This is a genomic window from Propioniciclava sp. (assembly GCF_036744435.1).
Lineage (GTDB): Bacteria > Actinomycetota > Actinomycetes > Propionibacteriales > Propionibacteriaceae > Propioniciclava.
In genome coordinates, this window is the sequence record NZ_DAIOIA010000066.1 from 1 (window position 1) to 16,314 (window position 16,314).

At 71.7% G+C, this 16,314-nt stretch carries 16 protein-coding genes and 2 pseudogenes; 11 read left to right on the forward strand and 7 right to left on the reverse strand.

Annotation, left to right across the window (positions count from 1 at the left end):
* The 3 genes from V7E09_RS09560 to pduA form a co-directional block, all read right to left on the reverse strand.
* Positions 1-1,100, reverse strand: a 1,100-nt coding sequence (locus V7E09_RS09560; RefSeq protein ID WP_324523306.1) for a propanediol/glycerol family dehydratase large subunit, incomplete at its 3' end; no start/stop codon positions are given.
* 13 nt (positions 1,101-1,113) lie between these two features.
* Positions 1,114-1,893: a propanediol utilization microcompartment protein PduB gene (pduB, locus tag V7E09_RS09565; RefSeq protein ID WP_324523307.1), complete on the reverse strand. Its 780-nt coding sequence runs from the start codon at positions 1,891-1,893 to the stop codon at positions 1,114-1,116.
* A 7-nt stretch (positions 1,894-1,900) separates the two neighbouring features.
* On the reverse strand, positions 1,901-2,176 hold the full coding sequence (pduA, locus tag V7E09_RS09570; RefSeq protein ID WP_324509701.1) for a propanediol utilization microcompartment protein PduA: 276 nt from the start codon (positions 2,174-2,176) through the stop codon (positions 1,901-1,903).
* A gap of 171 nt (positions 2,177-2,347) precedes the next feature.
* Here pduA and V7E09_RS09575 point away from each other — a divergent pair, with 171 nt between their 5' ends.
* Genes V7E09_RS09575 through V7E09_RS09590 form a run of 4 tightly spaced genes read left to right on the forward strand, consistent with a single transcriptional unit; the run spans position 2,348 to position 5,535 of the window.
* On the forward strand, positions 2,348-2,701 hold the full coding sequence (locus V7E09_RS09575) for a BMC domain-containing protein (RefSeq protein ID WP_324509702.1): 354 nt from the start codon (positions 2,348-2,350) through the stop codon (positions 2,699-2,701).
* A gap of 7 nt (positions 2,702-2,708) precedes the next feature.
* Positions 2,709-3,146: a EutP/PduV family microcompartment system protein gene (locus tag V7E09_RS09580; RefSeq protein WP_324509703.1), complete on the forward strand. Its 438-nt coding sequence runs from the start codon at positions 2,709-2,711 to the stop codon at positions 3,144-3,146.
* A complete protein-coding gene (locus tag V7E09_RS09585) occupies positions 3,128-4,432 on the forward strand; it encodes a PocR ligand-binding domain-containing protein (protein WP_324509704.1) in 1,305 nt (434 codons plus the stop codon). The genes V7E09_RS09580 and V7E09_RS09585 overlap by 19 nt, the downstream gene beginning before the upstream one ends.
* Positions 4,429-5,535 carry a 1-propanol dehydrogenase PduQ gene (locus V7E09_RS09590; RefSeq protein WP_324509705.1) on the forward strand — a complete coding sequence of 369 codons (1,107 nt, stop codon included), beginning with the start codon at positions 4,429-4,431 and terminating at the stop codon, positions 5,533-5,535. The genes V7E09_RS09585 and V7E09_RS09590 overlap by 4 nt, the downstream gene beginning before the upstream one ends.
* Before the next feature lie 91 nt (positions 5,536-5,626).
* Here the strand turns inward: V7E09_RS09590 and hemQ are convergent, their stop codons facing one another.
* The 4 genes from hemQ to V7E09_RS09605 form a co-directional block, all read right to left on the reverse strand.
* Entirely contained in the window at positions 5,627-6,376 is a 750-nt protein-coding gene (gene hemQ, locus V7E09_RS15700) for a hydrogen peroxide-dependent heme synthase (RefSeq protein WP_442956866.1), read from the reverse strand.
* A gap of 24 nt (positions 6,377-6,400) precedes the next feature.
* Positions 6,401-7,441 carry a ferrochelatase gene (locus V7E09_RS15705; RefSeq protein WP_442956867.1) on the reverse strand — a complete coding sequence of 347 codons (1,041 nt, stop codon included), beginning with the start codon at positions 7,439-7,441 and terminating at the stop codon, positions 6,401-6,403.
* Complete coding sequence (locus V7E09_RS09600; RefSeq protein ID WP_324523308.1) at positions 7,438-8,811, reverse strand: glutamyl-tRNA reductase; 1,374 nt, start codon at positions 8,809-8,811, stop codon at positions 7,438-7,440. The genes V7E09_RS15705 and V7E09_RS09600 overlap by 4 nt, the downstream gene beginning before the upstream one ends.
* 71 nt (positions 8,812-8,882) lie before the next feature.
* Positions 8,883-9,434 (reverse strand): flavodoxin/nitric oxide synthase, encoded by a 552-nt coding sequence (locus tag V7E09_RS09605; protein ID WP_324523309.1) that lies wholly within the window; start codon positions 9,432-9,434, stop codon positions 8,883-8,885.
* 53 nt (positions 9,435-9,487) lie between these two features.
* On the opposite strand from V7E09_RS09605, the gene V7E09_RS09610 reads away from it, so the two are divergent.
* The 7 genes and pseudogenes from V7E09_RS09610 to V7E09_RS09640 all read left to right on the forward strand — a co-directional run.
* A complete protein-coding gene (locus V7E09_RS09610) occupies positions 9,488-10,450 on the forward strand; it encodes a TetR/AcrR family transcriptional regulator (protein ID WP_324509708.1) in 963 nt (320 codons plus the stop codon).
* Between the two features lie 13 nt (positions 10,451-10,463).
* A complete protein-coding gene (hemE, locus tag V7E09_RS09615) occupies positions 10,464-11,513 on the forward strand; it encodes a uroporphyrinogen decarboxylase (protein WP_442956868.1) in 1,050 nt (349 codons plus the stop codon).
* Positions 11,510-12,958 (forward strand): protoporphyrinogen/coproporphyrinogen oxidase, encoded by a 1,449-nt coding sequence (locus V7E09_RS09620; protein ID WP_324509710.1) that lies wholly within the window; start codon positions 11,510-11,512, stop codon positions 12,956-12,958. Before hemE ends, V7E09_RS09620 begins: the two co-directional genes overlap by 4 nt.
* Positions 12,955-13,827: pseudogene (gene hemC / locus V7E09_RS09625) on the forward strand (hydroxymethylbilane synthase); the annotation flags it as partial. The gene V7E09_RS09620 and the pseudogene hemC, both read left to right, overlap by 4 nt.
* A 105-nt stretch (positions 13,828-13,932) precedes the next feature.
* Positions 13,933-14,586: pseudogene (locus tag V7E09_RS09630) on the forward strand (uroporphyrinogen-III synthase); the annotation flags it as partial.
* Positions 14,583-15,557 carry a porphobilinogen synthase gene (gene hemB / locus V7E09_RS09635; RefSeq protein WP_324509711.1) on the forward strand — a complete coding sequence of 325 codons (975 nt, stop codon included), beginning with the start codon at positions 14,583-14,585 and terminating at the stop codon, positions 15,555-15,557. The pseudogene V7E09_RS09630 and the gene hemB, both read left to right, overlap by 4 nt.
* A gap of 137 nt (positions 15,558-15,694) precedes the next feature.
* Positions 15,695-16,314: aminotransferase class III-fold pyridoxal phosphate-dependent enzyme (locus tag V7E09_RS09640; RefSeq protein WP_324523310.1), on the forward strand; the 620-nt coding region annotated here is incomplete at its 3' end.

Here is a 16,314-nt window from a genome sequence, read left to right on the forward strand (position 1 = left end):
GTGGACGAGTAGCCCGAGCAGATGAAGTCGGTGCCGGGCACGAACTGCATCAGGGTGCGGGCGACGCGGCGCAGGTCCGAGTGGGTGAACGTCTGGTCGTTCGAGGACGCGCACTCCAGGTCCAGCATGATCGCGATCAGGTTCTCGGCCAGGATGGCGCGAATGCCCTGCGGCACGGCGGCGGGGACGCCCACGCAGCTCACGGAGCCGTTCTGGGTGCCCTGGGAGCCTGCGGCCTTGGTGATGAACACGCAGCGGCTTTCGAGGTAGAGCATGCTCATGCCCTCCGCGAAGCCCATCTGCACCTCGGAGCCGGTGCCGGAGGTGAACCGCATCTTCAGGCCACGCGACGCGTAGCAGGACGCCAGGAACGCCTTCGACCACGGGGTGTCGTCGCCGTCCATGAACACCGCTTCGGTGCCGTACACCGACACCGTCTCGGCGTAGGCGGTCAGGCCGCGCATGCCGAGCTGGAGTTCGGTGGCCTCCTCGACCGCGCACTGGGTGAGGATCCCGGGGCGTCCGACCTGGGCCCCCACGAGGATGGCCAGCGCATTGAACGGCGCGTAGCGCACGACGCCGACGGTGGTCTCCTCCTCGGCGAACCCACGCAGGGCCGCCTCGGCGGCGTCCGCGGCGATCTGGACCGGGTTGTCGGCCAGGTTCGTGACGTGGCACTGGTTGGCGGGGGTCTTGCGGGCCCGCATCTTGGTGACCGCGGTCATCATTTCGAGCACGCTCATCTGGGCGACGACTTCGGCGGCCTTCGCCGGGGTCATGGCCGTGGTGAGCGGGATCAGGGTGCTGCGGGGCACGTTGATGTCGCACAGCATGTGGGCCAGGGTGACCGAGTCCATCGCGTTGACTTCTTCGGCGCGTTCCAGGTTGATGCCGTAGGTGGCGATGAACGTGTCGAGCATGTCGAACTCGGACGCGGGCTTGCCGTCGAGCTCGACGACCAAGCCGTCGACGATCTTGATCGACGGCTTCGGGTCGTTGGGCCCGTCCATGGCGATCAGGCCGACCTCGGCCCATTCGGTGACGTAGCCGTCCTGGTTGACGGGACGGGCGTCGAGTACCTCAAACCTCTTCGACTTCACGGTTGCCGTCTCCTCAGATGTAGGGAGTGGTGGTGGACTCCGGGTAGGCACCCAGAGCCCCGAGGAGTTCGCGGCCGACCTCGCGGGCGGCGACGATGGCCTGGCGCACCGCGCCCGAGTCGCCGCTGAAACCGGAGATGACCTCGTTGGAGTAGCTGGTGCCCTTCGCCGGGCTGGAGTAGGTGACGACGTCGATGGTGGACGCCTTGACCGCAGTGTCGGCCAGGACCACACCGATGGCGGCGGGGGCCCCGACGGTGATGCCGAAGGACTTGCCGATCGGGGCGCCGAAGGCCTTGTTCAGGGCCGAGCTGGCGCGGGCGGTGTACTGAAACTCGAGGTGCCCCGCGTCGTTGCCGTACACGTCGCCGAAGGTGCGATCCAGTTCGCCCAGGGCGACCTCGACGGCGCGGCGCGCGTCGGAAACGTCCTCGGCGCCGAACACGATCAGGGAACCGTGGCCGGCGCCGCCCTTGGTGTCGCGGGCGAGTTCGATGGTGAGGATCTCGCAGTTGGTGGCCTTCACGGCCTCGTCGGCCGCGAAGATCTGCGGGCCGGCGCCGGTGCGGGCACCCAGGATCCCGATGGAGCGGTACTTGGTGTCGAGGCCCATCATCGCGTGCAGCGCGGGATCAACGTTCGCGATGACCAGGCCGATCGTGTCGCCCAGCGGATTGGTGCCGACGAACTCGGTCGCGGCGGGACGCTTGCCCGGGGCCGGAGCGGCCACGGACTCGGCCGGAATCTTCTTCATGACCTCGGCCATGACCTTGTTGATCAGATCTTCAGACATGTTTCACTCACTTCACTGCTGGGAGGAGCTTCTCGACATCGGTGTGCGGGCGCGGGATGACGTGCACGGAGATGACCTCCCCGACCTTCCCCGCTGCGGCGGCGCCCGCATCGGTGGCAGCCTTGACCGCGCCGACGTCCCCGCGCACCATCACGGTGACGAAACCCGCGCCGATCTTCTCGCTGCCGATGAGCTGGACGTTCGCCGACTTGACCATCGCGTCGGCGGCCTCGACCGCCCCCACGAATCCCTTGGTTTCGACTAGCCCCAGTGCCTCTTGCATGGTTGACTCCCTCGTCAGTCAAGGGCCAACTTGGCCGCTTGCACCGCAGCGTAGGCCTGGCTCGGCTACACGATCAGAGCAGGTAGTTACACAATCCAGCCCTGCCCGCGCAGGGGCTTGATCCGGGTGGTGGGCGCATGCCTAAGCTGGTTTCAGGAGGCGAGGAAGCCGATGGATCTCACGACTGACAAGCAGCGCATCATTCAGGAGTTCGTGCCTGGCAAGCAGGTCACGCTCGCCCATGTGATCGCCAATGCGGACCCGCAGCTCTTCCCGAAGATCGGGCTGATGGACAAGGACAGCGGCGCCGTCGCCGTGATGACCCTGACCCCCGGCGAAGCCGCCATCATCGGCGGAGACATCGCCACCAAGGCGTCGACGGTGGAGCTGGCCTACGTCGACCGGTTCTCCGGCTCCCTGCTGATCGTCGGCCAGCTCGCCGACGTCGAGTCGGCGGTACGCGCCGTGGTCGACACGCTCGAATCGGTGCTCGGCTTCACCCCCGCGCCCATCACCAGGACGTGACCCGACCATGCGGTCATTCCTCCTGGTCGGCAGCGTAGGGGCCGGCAAGACGACGCTCCGGCAACGGCTGCAGGGAGCGGACGTGGACTACGCCAAGACGCAGGCGATCGAAACCCACGAGGGCATCATCGACACCCCCGGGGAGTTCCTGGAGTCGATGTTCTACAAGAACGCGCTCATCAACGCGTCCTGGGGTGTCCAATCCGTCGTGCTGGTGCAGGCCGCCGACGTCCGCGGAACCCGTTTCCCCCCTGGCTTCGCGACCGCGTTCAACCGTGAGGTGCTCGGCGTCGTGACGAAGAGCGCCGACGCCGCAGAGCCCGAGCGTCGCGCCGCCATCGCCGCGCTGAAGCTCGCGGGGGCCGGGGAAATCTTCTGCGTCGACTCCGTCACCGGCGACGGGATCGACGACCTCACGGAGGCCCTATGCCGACCATCTTCCTAGGGGACCCGGAACGGGGCCCCAACCTGCGCGACCTCGTCGACCTTGCCCGGCTGCAGGAGATCCAGGACACGTTCGCCCACGAGACCGGCATCGCGATGATCACCGTGGACTCCTCCGGCACCCCCGTGACGCAGGAGTCCCAGTTCAGCGCGCTGTGCCAGTTCTTGCGGCGCGACCCGAAGGTCCGCCAGCTCTGCTACAACTGCGACGCCCACGGCGGCTTCCAGAGCGCCATCGAGGGCCGCCCCGTGGTGTATCAGTGTCACGCTGGCCTGGTCGACTTCTCGGTGGCCATCACGCGCGGCTCGCAGTATCTGGGTGCCGTCATGGCGGGCCAGGTCCTCCTGGACCGCGACCAGCAGCGGCTCAATCAGCTGATGATCAGCGACTCCGATCTCAAGCACGAGGACGAGGCCCGCGAGCTGGCCGACCAGCTCCAGGTGGTTCACCTGGACAAGCTGCACCAGGCGGCCGAGGCCGTCGTCGGGCTCGTCAACGAAACCCTCAGCGGCAACGACTCCAAGTTCCTGCTGCGCGCCACCGCCGGCCCCTACCTCGGCCGCAAGCCCCCCGAGCACCCCGCCCCGCCCGCGATGCCGACCGCGCCGCTGGTCCCCCTGGACGGGGAGTCCTCCTGGCTGGACGCGGCCGTGATGGCGGACAACCTGCACAGCCGCAACCTGGCCGGGAACCTCGACATGGTGGGCGACTACCTGGATCGGCTGATCCCCCGCTGGAGCATGAAGGTGCCCCGAGAACAGTTGGGCGAGCTCGAGGACATCCTGATCGGCGTCGCCACCAGCGAAGGCGTCACCTACGGCCGCGACCTCACCGTCGAGATCATGAGCAAGCGCAAGGGGCGCCGCACCTCGATGAACCGGTACGAGGCGCAGGTGCACGCCGAGAAGCTGCTGATCCTGCTGCACAATCTCATCGAGCCGAAGCTCGCCATGAACGAGCGCAACATCTCCACGCTGTTGAACGAGATCGAGAAAGACCCGACGTCCTATCTCTCGGTGCAGAAGGCCGCCGCCTATCTCGCCTGGTCGGAGTCGCACTTCGCGCGGCAGTTCAAGCAGCAGACCAAGCAGAGCTTCATCGCCTACGTGACCACCAAACGGCTCGACCGCGCCAAGCTCATGCTCGCCCACACCACCAAGCCCGTGCTGCGGATCGCCGACGAACTGGACTTCCAGCCGCTGAACTACTTCTCGCGCACCTTCAAGAAGCACACCGGGCAAACCCCCACCGAGTACCGCCAGCAACTAGCAGGGAGCGACCATTGAGTTCCTTCACCCTCAGCACCGAGATCCGTTTCGGGAAGGACGCCCTGGACTCGCTTGCCCAATACGCAGGACGCCGTGCGTTCGTCGTCACCGACTCCTTCCTCGCCACAACAGACGTGTTCGCGACGCTGGTGAGGATCCTCGGGCCGCACGTCACCGTGTTCGACCAGGTGCTGCCGAACCCGACGATCGCGCTGATCGGGCAGGGGTTGGCGCAGTATCTGCAGGCCCGACCCGAGGTCGTCGTGGCCTACGGCGGCGGCTCCCCGATCGACGCCGCCAAGGCCATGCACAAGGGTGCCCTCGAGGCGGGTCTGGCGGCCCCCGAAGGGCTCGTCGTCGTCCCGACCACCTCGGGATCCGGATCGGAGGTGACCGGCTTCTCGGTCATCACGGATGAGGCCACGCACGCCAAGATCCCGATGGTCTCCCCCGACCTGCTGCCGAAGGTGGCGGTCCTGGACGCCCGCGCCGTCGTCGGCGTGCCGCCGCGGACGACCGCCGACTCGGGCATGGACGTGATCACCCACGCCACCGAGGCCTACGTCGCCACGACCGCCAGCGACTTCACCGACGCGTGCGCGGAGAAGGCGGCCCAACTGGCCTTCGCGCACCTCACCCGCTGCTTCACCCATGGCGACGACCTGGAGGCCCGGACGCGGATGCACAGCGCCTCGACGCTCGCGGCGATCGCCTTCGACAATGCGGGACTGGGCATCGTGCACAGTCTGGCGCACGCGCTGGGCGGGCGGTTCCCCGTCGCTCACGGCAGGCTGAACGCGATCCTGCTGCCGCACGTCATCGCGTACAACGCCGAACGTTCCGAGCACGCGGCCGCCAAGTACGCTTGGCTCGGCCATCTGGCCGGGTCGTCGGCCACAGGCACCCGCGCCGGCGTGGTGTCATGCGTCGCCCGGATCAACAAGATCAACGCGGAACTGGGCATCGGCCCCGGGATCAAGGAATGCGGGGTCGATCCGGCCGACGTCCGCCCTCACCTCGACGAGCTCGCGAGGACGGCCATGGCGGATGGGTGCACCGCCACCAACCCGGTCGTCCCCACTCATACGGACCTGGTTGCGTTGCTGCGTCAGATCCTCTGAGACCCACCACGGCGGAACAGACGGCAGCCGCGGACCCGATGATCGGGCCCGCGGCTGCGTCGTCACGGCGCCTTCGCGCGGCGCGTGTGCGTCAGGCGACCGGCTGGCGCTGGGCCCACTCGGTGAGCTCGACCCGCGGCCCGGTGAAGAACGGCGTCTCCTCGCGGACGTGCAGGCGGGCCTCCACCGCCCGCTGGGCGCGCATCGCGTCCACCAGGCGAGTGAGTTCGTCGGCTTCGAACGCCAGCAGCCACTCGTAGTCCCCGAGCGCGAACGCCGAGGTGGTGGAGCCCAGCACGTCGGGGAACTCGCGGGCGGCCATGCCGTGCGTGCGCAGCATGTGCGAACGCTTGGCCGGATCCATGTAGTACCACTCGTAGCTGCGGACGAACGGGTACACCGTCACCCACGGCCGCGGGGCGATGCCGGAAAAGCACGAAGGCGTGTGGGCGTTGTTGAACTCCGCTCCCCGGTGGACGCCGACCGCAGACCACACCGGATCGAGGTGACCCCCCAGGTCGGAGTTGCGCAGCGCGTGGTAGGCGGCCTGCAGGGTCTCGGCCGAGTCCGCAGTGGTCCACAGCATGAGGTCGGCGTCGGCCCGGAACCCGCTGACGTCGTACCAGCCGCGGATCGTGGCCCCGCTGTCGGTGACCGCCGCCACGGCGGCGTTCACCTCGTCGTCGCGGTTCGCGGTGTCGGCCGGGAGCGGAACCAGCGTCGAGAAGACGCTGTACATCACGTAGTGAGAGCCTGCGTTGACCTCATCGGGGGACACATAGGTGTCGCGCGGATCGCCGCTGAACGGGGCACCGGCAACCTTGGCGGGTGGTTGCGTCATGGGGAATCTCCTTCGTTGGATGCGTCAGGACACGGCCGACGACTCGGCGCCACAGGCCGCCGGCTTGGCGTCCCCGGGGCGTCCCGAGAGGCAGCAGTTCGCGCCGCAGGTGCGGCGCCCGCCGACCTCGCCGGGGCGCAGGTCAGCGATCTTGTCGGCCAGCATCGCGATGAAGGCGGGATGGGTGCCCGCGGTCGCGGCGCGTACGTAGTCCAGCCCCAGTTCGGCGGCGGTCTGCGAGGCCTGAGTATCGAGGTCGTAGACCACTTCCATGTGGTCGTTGATGAAGCCGAACGGCACGGTGATCACCGAGGTGACGCCGTCGGCGGCGAGTTCTTCGAGGCGGTCGTTGATGTCGGGTTCCAGCCACGGGATATGCGGGGCCCCCGAGCGGCTGCAGTAGGCGATCTCCCAGCGGGCATCCTCGAGACCGACGCGGGCGGCGATCGCGGCGGCGACCCGGGCGTGCTGGGCGCCGTACGTGTTGTCCCCGCCCGGCCCGGACGCGGCGTCCATCGCGGACGGAATGGAATGGGTCACGAACACCACCCGGGGGGTCCCGACTGCCACCGCGAGGGCGTCGCGCAGGGAATCCACGTTGGCGGTGATGAAGCCGTCGGTCTCGGCGAACGATCCGACCTTGTCGATCTGCAGTTCGACGCCCGTCTTGGTGAGCGCGGCGGCGATGTCCTCGCGGTACTGCCGGCACCCCGAGTAGGACGCGTACCCGGCCGTGGCGAGGGCCAGCACCCGCCGGGCGCCGGAGGCGGCGAGTTCGGTGAACGTGTCGGGCAGGAACGGTGTCCAGTTACGGTTGCCGATGACGATGGGCACGTCGATGCCGCGGTCACGCAGGGCCGCGCCCAGGGCGTCCATCAACTCGTCGTTGCGCTCGTTGATCGGCGAGACGCCCCCGAAGATGCTGTAGTGGCCCGAAACCTCGACGAGCCGCTCGTCGGGGATGCCGCGCCCGCGGGTGGCGTTACGCATGAACGGGAGGACGTCCTCGGGGCGGCGGGGGCCGCCGTAGGACACCACGCAGATCGCGTCGTAGTCGAAGCTCACATCGCCTCCAGGCGGGGCCGGGCACCCAAATCGGAGAGCCGCAGGCCGGTGATCGGGCAGGTATCGCATTCGAGGGTATCCGGCGGCACGACGGCGTCCACCTCGTGCTCGACGCTGGTCGGCTCGACCTCGAAGTTGCTCAGCACGGGACGCAGTTGCGGCTCGATGCCCCACAGTTCCGACAGCGCGGTGAGGTATTCACCGCTGCGGCCCTCCTGGGCGGCTTTGCGGGCGCGGACGCTGGGCACGTGCACCAGGCGGGCGGCGAGGCGGCGCAGCGCGTGGGCGGCTTCCTCGCCGGTGACGGGCCGCCCCTGGGGCAGCCGGTCGATCTCGTCGGCGACCATCGCGTTGACGGTGTCGCGCAGAGCGACGACGGCGGGGTCCATTTCGCGTCCCTTCAGGCGGGTGACCAGGTCGCGGACGCCTTCGTCCACGAGCGAGCGGGCACGCCCGACCTCGCGACGGGAGGCGTCGGGGATGTGGCGCTGGATGAGGGGCAGGTCGACCAGCACGACGCCCGGCAGATGAGCCGCCTCGGGGTCGACGTCACGGGAGATGGCCAGGTCGAGGACGGCCAGGGGCTCATCGCGGTCGGCGGTCGCCTCGGCGAGCAGGTCCGCCGACAACACGGGACGCCCGAGGCCCCGGCAGGTGAGGACCACGTCGGCATGGGCGACCGCGTCGGCCAGACTCAGTTCGGCGACCCGCGTGCCGGGGTGCGAAGCGACGAAGGAGGCCGCGCGCCCCGAGGAGGAGAACACGGAGATGTCGGCGGCGCCACGCTCGCACAGGGCCGCCACGACGGCACCCGCGTAGGCGCCGGTGCCGATCAGCAGGACGCGGGCCGCGCTCCAGTCACGCGGGAACATGTCGAGCCCGACGGCGACGACCGAACGCCCGGTGGTGGCCAACTGGGTGAGGTGGGCGACCTTGCGCGAGGTCCGCAGCGCCTGCTCGATGGTCTCGGTGAGGAGCCCGCTGGCGGTGCCGTCGTGGTGGGCGGCCTTGAGCGCGCGGCGCAACTGCCCCGCGATCTCGCGCTCCCCCACGACCATCGAGTCCAGGCCTGCGCCGACGTCGAACAGGTGGTGGAGCGCGTCGGCGTCACCGAGGACGCTCAGGGGCACCTCGTGCGGACTGGCGGAGACCGCGTCGATGGCGTCCCGCACGCAATCAGCCACTCGTTCGGCGGGCGCGTCGGCGTCCACGTACACCTCGACGCGGTTGCAGGTGGCCAGCACGACGGCGCCGCGGACGGCTGCGTCCGCGACGAGGCGTTTCCCGAGCCCCTGCACCGCGGGGGTGACCGCTTCGACGGCCGCCAGCCCGTGCTCGGCGTGATGAACAGAGATCAGATGCAACGACATGACCTCCTCATTGAACCACCGTTCCCCGCCCAGAGCCGAACCGGTCGGTGGTCGGCCGGACGCGTCGCAGCTCAGCCCAGCAGCCGCGCGAGCCAACCTCGCCGCGGCGATCTGCGGGCGACCGGAGCGGGCACGGGGGTGGGGACGCCGCCGCCTGCCAGCACGCGGCCCACCTCGCGGGCGCGTGTGATCTCGCCCTCGACGAGGGGGCCGCGGGTCCCGGCCACGGCGAAGTCGCCTCGGGATGTCGCGGTCAGGCCACGGCGGTTCAACAGCTCCACGATGGCGCGTGACGCGGACCCGGAGTGCGGCCCGGTGACGGTGGCGACGGCGTGCGCGGGGAGTCCGTCCGGAAGCTGGGCCCCGGCGATCCACTCGCGCACGCCGCGGCCGGACTCCGGAGCGCCCTGGGACACGGCCTGGGCTCGGCTCCGCGGGGTGCTCAGCCCGCCGCTGTGCGTGGGTGCGGCCAGCACGAGCAGGTCGGTGCCGGGTGGCAGATGCGTGGCGGCGGCGTCCACGCGGGTGACCGTGGCGCCCGTCTGCCTCGCGCCGGCGGCGAGGGCGTCCGCGATCTCCGCGGTGTTGCCGAAATGGGTCTCCGCGATGAGGGCGATGTGCATGACTCCTCCACTTGATACATAGTGTCTCATTACCGCATGAGACACTATGTCGCATGAGCGGCCCGCGTCCAGCCCCCCAGCCCTCCCCCCGCCCAGGACTGAGCCTCCAGCCGCCGAGGACTCCGGCATCCGCCCGCAGACCCCGCCTCACCGATGCCGAGACCGCGGCCCGGGTCCTGGACGCCGCGGTCGCGCGCGTGGCCGAGAGCGGCGTCCACGTTGCTTTGGACCAGGTGAGTTTCGAGCGCGCCATCGAGGACGCACAGGTGTCGCGAGCCTCCGCGTACCGCCGCTGGCCGACCAAGGTCGCCTTCCACGCCGACGTGCTCGCCGAGACGGCCCGCCGGACCCGCCTCGAACCGGACTCCGAGACCGACATCGCCGCCCTGCACGCCGGCATCGCCGATCTTTGGGCCGCGACGGACGGCACCCAGGGACGCCGCGACCTGATCGTCGAGGCCCTGCGGCTGGCGGTGAGCTACGACCTGTCCCGGCTGCGCGCCTCGGCGCCGTACCGAACCTATTTGACGCTGGCCGCAGCGCTCACCGCACTTCCCGCCGGGATCCAGCCCGAGGTGGGCAGCGCGCTCGCCGAGACCCAACGGCGCTTCGACCGGCACCGCGCGGCCGTCTTCGCCGGGCTGCCCGACCTGATCGGCTACCGGCTCACCGGGTCCGGCCCGGACCCGCTCCTGGACCTCGCCCACGCCTCGGGGGCGCTGATGACCGGCATCCTGCTGCGATCGTTCGCCGACCCCGCGACCCTCAGCGAACGCAGCGACCGATCCCCCTACGGAAGCTCGGTATCGCGGCTCTGGTCCGATCCGGAGGTGCAGCTCGTCGGCCTGTTCCTGGCTCACCTGGAACCCGATCCCGACGTCATCTGGGACGCGACCCGCGTCCAGCGCTCCCGCGACCTGCTCGCCGACCGCGCCGCCTGGGCTGCGCGGCTCCGCGAAGCGCAGCGCGACACCGCGCCCGGGGAGGACCGGTCTGCCGTAGGGCGGGCCAACTGAGGGTGCCCTCACTATGATCGGCATCGTGACTCCCCCTGTTCCCCCGCTGCTGCGCGCGCTGCGCGGCGAACGTCCCGCGACCCGTCCCGTGTGGTTCATGCGGCAGGCCGGACGCTCGCTGCCCGAGTACCGGGAGGCGCGCCGGGGTGCCGGGATGATCGAGTCCTGCCTGATCCCCGAACTGGCCGCCGAGATCACGCTGCAGCCCGTGCGCCGCCACCGCGTCGACGCCGGGATCTTCTTCTCCGACATCATGGTTCCCCTGGCCCTGGCCGGGGTCGGCGTCGAGATCGCCGCGGGCGTCGGGCCGGTCATCGACGAGCCGATCCGCACCGCCGCCGATGTGCGACGCCTCACCGCGCTGGAACCCGGCGACGCGAGCGCCATCAGCGCCGCCGTCGCCCTCGTCGTCGCCGAACTCGCCGCCACGCCGTCCGGCGACGCCTCCTGGACGCCGCTGATCGGCTTCGCCGGCGCCCCGTTCACGCTGGCCGCCTACCTGGTGGAGGGCCGCCCCAGCCGCGATCACCTCGCCGCCCGCGCCATGATGCACGCCGACCCGGACGCCTGGGCGGAGCTGATGCGGTGGTGCGCCGACATCTCCGGCGCCTTCCTCACCACCCAGGTGGATGCGGGAGCCTCCGCGGTGCAGTTGTTCGACTCATGGGCGGGCTCGTTGTCGAAGGCCGACTACGTCGCCCATGTCGCCCCCTGGTCCCGCCGGGCGCTGGAGCAGGTCGCCGGACGCGTGCCGCGCATCCACTTCGGCACCGGCACCGGCCACCTCCTCGAAGAGCTCGCGGTGGGCGCGGACGCCGTCGGCATCGACTACCGCACCCCGCTGGACGAGGCGGCCGCCCGGCTGCCCGGCGTCGCGCTGCAGGGCAACATCGATCCCGCGCTGCTGGCGGCGGGCTGGGCGCCCCTGGAGGCGCACACCCTCGACGTGCTCGCCCGCGGCGAAGCCGCGCCCGGGCACGTGGTAAACCTGGGTCACGGCGTCCCACCCGACACCGATCCCGGTGTCCTGACAGCGCTGGTGGAGAGGATCCACGCGGCATGACCGAACGCGACGCCATCGTCATCGGCGGCGGAATCGGCGGCCTTCAAGCCGCCCACACCTTCGCGCGTGCCGGGCTCGCGCCGCTGCTACTCGAGTCGCGCGGCACCCCCGGTGGGCTCGTGTTTGGCGCCCCCGTCGGCGGTGTGTGGGTCGATCTGGGCGCCGAGTCCTTCGCGAAGCGCTCCCGCGAGGTCGCCGCGCTGTGCGCCGAGTTGGGCCTGGAGACCGTCGATCCGGCGGGTGGCTCGTGGGTGTGGTCGCACCGGCGCCGACCCGGGTCCCCCGACGACGCGACGCCCGGTCACGCCATCCGGATCCCGCACGGCGTCCTCGGCATTCCCACCGACCTGGATGATCCGATCGTCGCGCAGATCCTCTCCCCCGAGGGCCTGGCCCGGGCGCGAGCAGACCTCACGATGGGCGCCGGTCCGGGCGCCGGCGCCGAGGATCTGGCCAGCCTCGTGGAGGCCCGGCTGGGTCGCGAGGTGCTCGACCGGCTCGTGGATCCCATCGCGGGCGGCGTCCATTCGGCGCACCCGTCGCGGCTCGCCGTCGACGTCGTCTCCCCCGGCCTGCGGGCCGCGCTGACCCAGGAGGGCTCACTGGTGCGCGCCGCCGCCGCGGTGCGGGCCGCCGCCCCCGAGGGGGCGGTGGTCTCCTCGGCGTCCGGCGGCCTGTTCACGCTGCCCCGCGCCCTGGTGAGCCGCATCGACGAGCTGGGCGGCAGCGTCGCGACGCGCCGCGTGGTCACGGGCATCGCCCGCGAGGGCGAGGTGTGGAGCGTCACCCATCACGAGGCCGGACGCGCCCCCAACCCGGCCGACCCGCCCGTCCCCGTCGGGGAACCACAGGTCGACACCACCACCCGGCTGGTGGTCGCACTGGACGGTCGCGCCGCCCTGAGCCTGCTCGGGTCGCTGGACTCCCTGGGCGTGAGCGACTGGGAGTTGCCCCGGGGCGCCGACCTGGCGCAGGTGTGCGTGGTGCTGGCCGATCCCCGCCTGGATGCGGGCCCGCGCGGCTCCGGCCTGCTGGTCACCCCGCTGGATGAGGGCGCCCCGCGCCGCGTCCAGGCGAAGGCCATCACGCACTATTCGATCAAGTGGCCCCGCGTCGTGGCGGGCACCGGCCTGCACGTGCTGCGGGTCAGCTACGGCCGCGCGGGCATCCCCACCCCGGAGCCGACGCTGGCCGACGCCCTGGCCGACGCGTCGGTGCTGCTGGGCGTCGAGCTGGATCCGGCGTCGGTGGCCGGGCATGCGGTCGTCCACTTCCCCAACTCGCTGCCGCCGCAGACCCCCGAGCACCGGGCCCGGGTCGCCGATCTGACCGCCCGGCTCGCCCAGGAGCCGGGGCTGGCGATCACCGGCGCCTGGTTCGCCGGGACGGGCCTGGCCGCCGTCATTCCGCACGCCACCCGCGTCGCTGAGGAGCTCGCCCGATGAAGCTGACGCTCGGCACCCGCGGGTCCGAACTGGCCCGCACCCAGTCGGGGCTGGTCGCCGACGCCTTGCGCGCCGCCGGCCACGACGTGGATCTGGTGACGATCCGGTCCGAGGGCGACGTCACCGCCGGTTCGCTGCTGGATGTCGGCGGGCTGGGGGTGTTCGCGGCCACGCTGCGCGTCGCCTTGTTGGAGGGCCGCGTCGACCTGGTCGTGCACTCGTTGAAGGACCTGCCCACGGCCCCGGTCCCCGGGCTCACCCTCGGCGCGGTGCCCCCGCGCGCCGAGGCCGCCGACGTGCTGTGCGCCCGCGACGGCCTCACGCTCGCCACGCTGCCCCCGGGCGCTCAGGTCGGCACGGGTTCGCCGCGCCGCGCCGCGCAGATCCGTGCCGCCCGCCCGGACGTGTCCGTGGTCGAGATCCGCGGCAACGTCGGCACCCGGCTCGCGCGCGTGCACGGCCACGGCACCGAGGCGCTCGCCCTGCTGCCCGCCCCGGGCCAGGGCGCGTTGGCGATCGAGTGCCGTGCCGACGACGCGGCCGTCCTGGCCGAACTGGCTCACCTGGACTCCCGCGCCACCCGCGCCGCCGTGACCGCCGAGCGCGCCGTCCTGGCCGCCCTCGGTGCGGGCTGCGCCGCCCCCATCGGGACCTCCGCCCGGCTGGCCGATCAGACGCTCGCCCTCACCGCCGCCGTGTTCAGCGCGGACGGGTCGGCGTCGGTGCGGGCCGAACGGACGGCGTCCCTGCCGTCTTCTCCGCTCGATGCCCAGGTGGCCGCCGAGGCGCTCGGGTTCGCCGTCGCCGGGGAGCTGCTCGCCGAGGGCGCCGCCCAGGTGACACCGCTGGGTGCGTCACGGCCCAGCGAACTCGCCGACTTCCACCACGACCGCGTCCTGTGGGCGCCGGGCACCCGCTCGGCGCTGATCGGGCGGCGCATCCTGCTGCCGCGCCGCGACGGCGCGCTGGCCGACGCGATCCGGGCCGCGGGCGCCGATGTCGACGCCGTTCCCGTGACCCGCACCGAGCCGTTGCCCTTCTCCCTGCCGGGCACCGCGGACTGGCTGGTACTCACCTCCCCCACCGCCGTCGAGGTGCTCGCCGCCGCCGACGTGGACCTGCACCTGCTGGGCGACGCCATCGCCGCGGTCGGGCAGGCCACCGCCCACGCGATCACCGATGCGGGCGCGCACGCCGATCTGGTACCGGTTGGTCGTAGCGACGCGGAGGCGTTGCTGGCCGCCTTGATCGACGCCGAGCCCGACGGCGCTACGGCGCTGATCCCCGGCTCGGCGCTGTCGCGTCCCGCCCTCAGCGACGGGTTGCGCGCGGCGGGCTGGGACGTGGAGCGCCTGGACACCTACACCACCGTCCCGGTGACCGAAGCGCCCGCCGTGCGCCCGTGGACCGACTACGACGCCGTGGTGCTCACCTCCGGTTCCATCGCGGCCGCGACCGCGTCCGTGCTCGGGCTGCCACCGGAGCCCGTGACGGTCGTCGCGTTCGGCCAGCCCAGCGCCACCGCGGCGACCCAGGGCGGCTGGCGCGTCGATGCCGTCGCCGCCACCCAGGACGCCGCGGGCGTGATCGACGCCCTCACCCGCCACCTCGACCAGGAGAACGCATGAATCCCGTCATCCGCCCCCGCCGCCTGCGCACCACCGCCGCCATGCGCGCCCTCGTCCGGGAGGTGCGCGTAGCCCCCAGCCAGCTCGTCTTGCCGGTGTTCGTCCGCGACGGCATCACCGAGCCGACCCCGATCTCCTCGCTGCCGGGCGTCGTGCAGCACACCCTGGACTCGCTGCGTCGCGAGGCCGTCAAGGTCACCCAGGCCGGGCTGGGCGGCATCATGCTGTTCGGTGTCCCGACCGACGCCGACAAGGACGCCACCGGATCGGCGGGCGCCGACCCCGAGGGGATCCTCAACCGGGGCCTGCGGGCGGTCCGCGACGAGGTGGGCGATGCCACCGTCGTCATGGCGGACACCTGCCTGGACGAGTTCACCGACCACGGCCACTGCGGCCTGCTGGACGCTTATGGCCGCGTCGACAACGACGCCACCCTGGACGCCTACGTGCGGCTGGCGGTCGCCCAGGCGGACGCGGGCGCCCACGTCGTCGCGCCGTCGGGGATGATGGACGGCCAGGTCGCGGCGATCCGCGCCGGGCTGGACGAGGCGGGGCACGCCGACGTCGCGATCCTGGCCTACTCCGCGAAGTACGCCTCCGCGTTCTATGGCCCCTTCCGTGAGGCCGTCGGCTCCTCCCTGAACGGCAACCGCCGCGCCTACCAGCAGGATCCGGCGAATCGCCGCGAGGGCCTGCGGGAGACGATTCTCGATCTGGCCGAGGGCGCCGATCTGGTGATGGTGAAGCCCGCCGGTTCCTACCTCGACGTGCTCGCCGACGTCGCCGCCGCCTCCGATGTGCCGGTGGCCGCCTATCAGGTCTCCGGCGAGTACGCGATGATCCATGCCGCCGCCGAGCGGGGCTGGCTCGATCTGGACGCGACCCTGGCGGAGTCCGTGACGAGCATCGTCCGGGCGGGCGCCGACATCGTGCTGACCTACGCCGCGCTGGATCTCGCCGGGCGCCTGTAACTTGCGCGCGGCCGACCCCCACGAGGGTGTCCGAGCTGCGTGCCACAATGCCGACCAGGGGCGACGCCAGCCGTCCCGCAAGCGCTGCGGAACCGCCGCGACTGCATCAACACCGAGAGGACGCCATGCCCGGCCACATGTCGATGGAAGAGGTCTACGCGCGTGCGTGCGAGCTGATCCCGGGCGGGGTGAGTTCCCCGGTGCGGGCGTTCGGCTCGGTCGGCGGGACGCCGGTGTTCCTGCAGTCCGCTCAGGGCCCGCACGTGGTCGACATCGAGGGGCGCCGCTACGTGGATCTGGTGTGCTCGTGGGGCCCCGCGCTGCTGGGTCACGCGCACCCCGAGGTCGTCGCCGCCGTGCAGGAGGCCGCCACCCGCGGGCTGAGCTTCGGCGCCCCGACGACCGCCGAGGTGGAGCTGGCCGAGCTGATCCGGGGCCGGGTCCCGGCCGCCGAGAAGGTGCGGTTCGTGTCCACGGGCACCGAGGCCACGATGACGGCGCTGCGGATCGCGCGCGGGGCCACCGGGCGCGACGTGATCGTGAAGTTCGCCGGCTGCTACCACGGTCATTCCGACGCCCTGCTGGCCGAGGCCGGCTCCGGCGTGGCGACAGCCGGGATGCCCGGATCGGCGGGGGTGACGAAGGCCTCGGCGTCCGACACCATCGTGCTGCCCTACAACGACGTGCCCGCCTTGGAGGCGGTGTTCGCCGAGCGGGGCGCCGAGATCGCCTGCGTCATCACCGAGGCCGCCCCGGC

Excerpts from the sequence above, each read along its gene's own strand:
- V7E09_RS09600 (WP_324523308.1), bottom strand. The coding sequence starts at position 8,811 with ATGTCGTTGCATCTGATCTCTGTTCATCACGCCGAGCACGGGCTGGCG.
- V7E09_RS09620 (WP_324509710.1), top strand. The coding sequence starts at position 11,510 with ATGACCGAACGCGACGCCATCGTCATCGGCGGCGGAATCGGCGGCCTT.
- hemE (WP_442956868.1), top strand. The coding sequence starts at position 10,464 with ATGATCGGCATCGTGACTCCCCCTGTTCCCCCGCTGCTGCGCGCGCTG.
- V7E09_RS09585 (WP_324509704.1), top strand. The coding sequence starts at position 3,128 with ATGCCGACCATCTTCCTAGGGGACCCGGAACGGGGCCCCAACCTGCGC.
- V7E09_RS09575 (WP_324509702.1), top strand. The coding sequence starts at position 2,348 with ATGGATCTCACGACTGACAAGCAGCGCATCATTCAGGAGTTCGTGCCT.
- V7E09_RS09580 (WP_324509703.1), top strand. The coding sequence starts at position 2,709 with ATGCGGTCATTCCTCCTGGTCGGCAGCGTAGGGGCCGGCAAGACGACG.
- hemQ (WP_442956866.1), bottom strand. The coding sequence starts at position 6,376 with ATGACGCAACCACCCGCCAAGGTTGCCGGTGCCCCGTTCAGCGGCGAT.
- pduA (WP_324509701.1), bottom strand. The coding sequence starts at position 2,176 with ATGCAAGAGGCACTGGGGCTAGTCGAAACCAAGGGATTCGTGGGGGCG.
- pduB (WP_324523307.1), bottom strand. The coding sequence starts at position 1,893 with ATGTCTGAAGATCTGATCAACAAGGTCATGGCCGAGGTCATGAAGAAG.
- V7E09_RS09605 (WP_324523309.1), bottom strand. The coding sequence starts at position 9,434 with ATGCACATCGCCCTCATCGCGGAGACCCATTTCGGCAACACCGCGGAG.
- V7E09_RS09610 (WP_324509708.1), top strand. The coding sequence starts at position 9,488 with ATGAGCGGCCCGCGTCCAGCCCCCCAGCCCTCCCCCCGCCCAGGACTG.
- hemB (WP_324509711.1), top strand. The coding sequence starts at position 14,583 with ATGAATCCCGTCATCCGCCCCCGCCGCCTGCGCACCACCGCCGCCATG.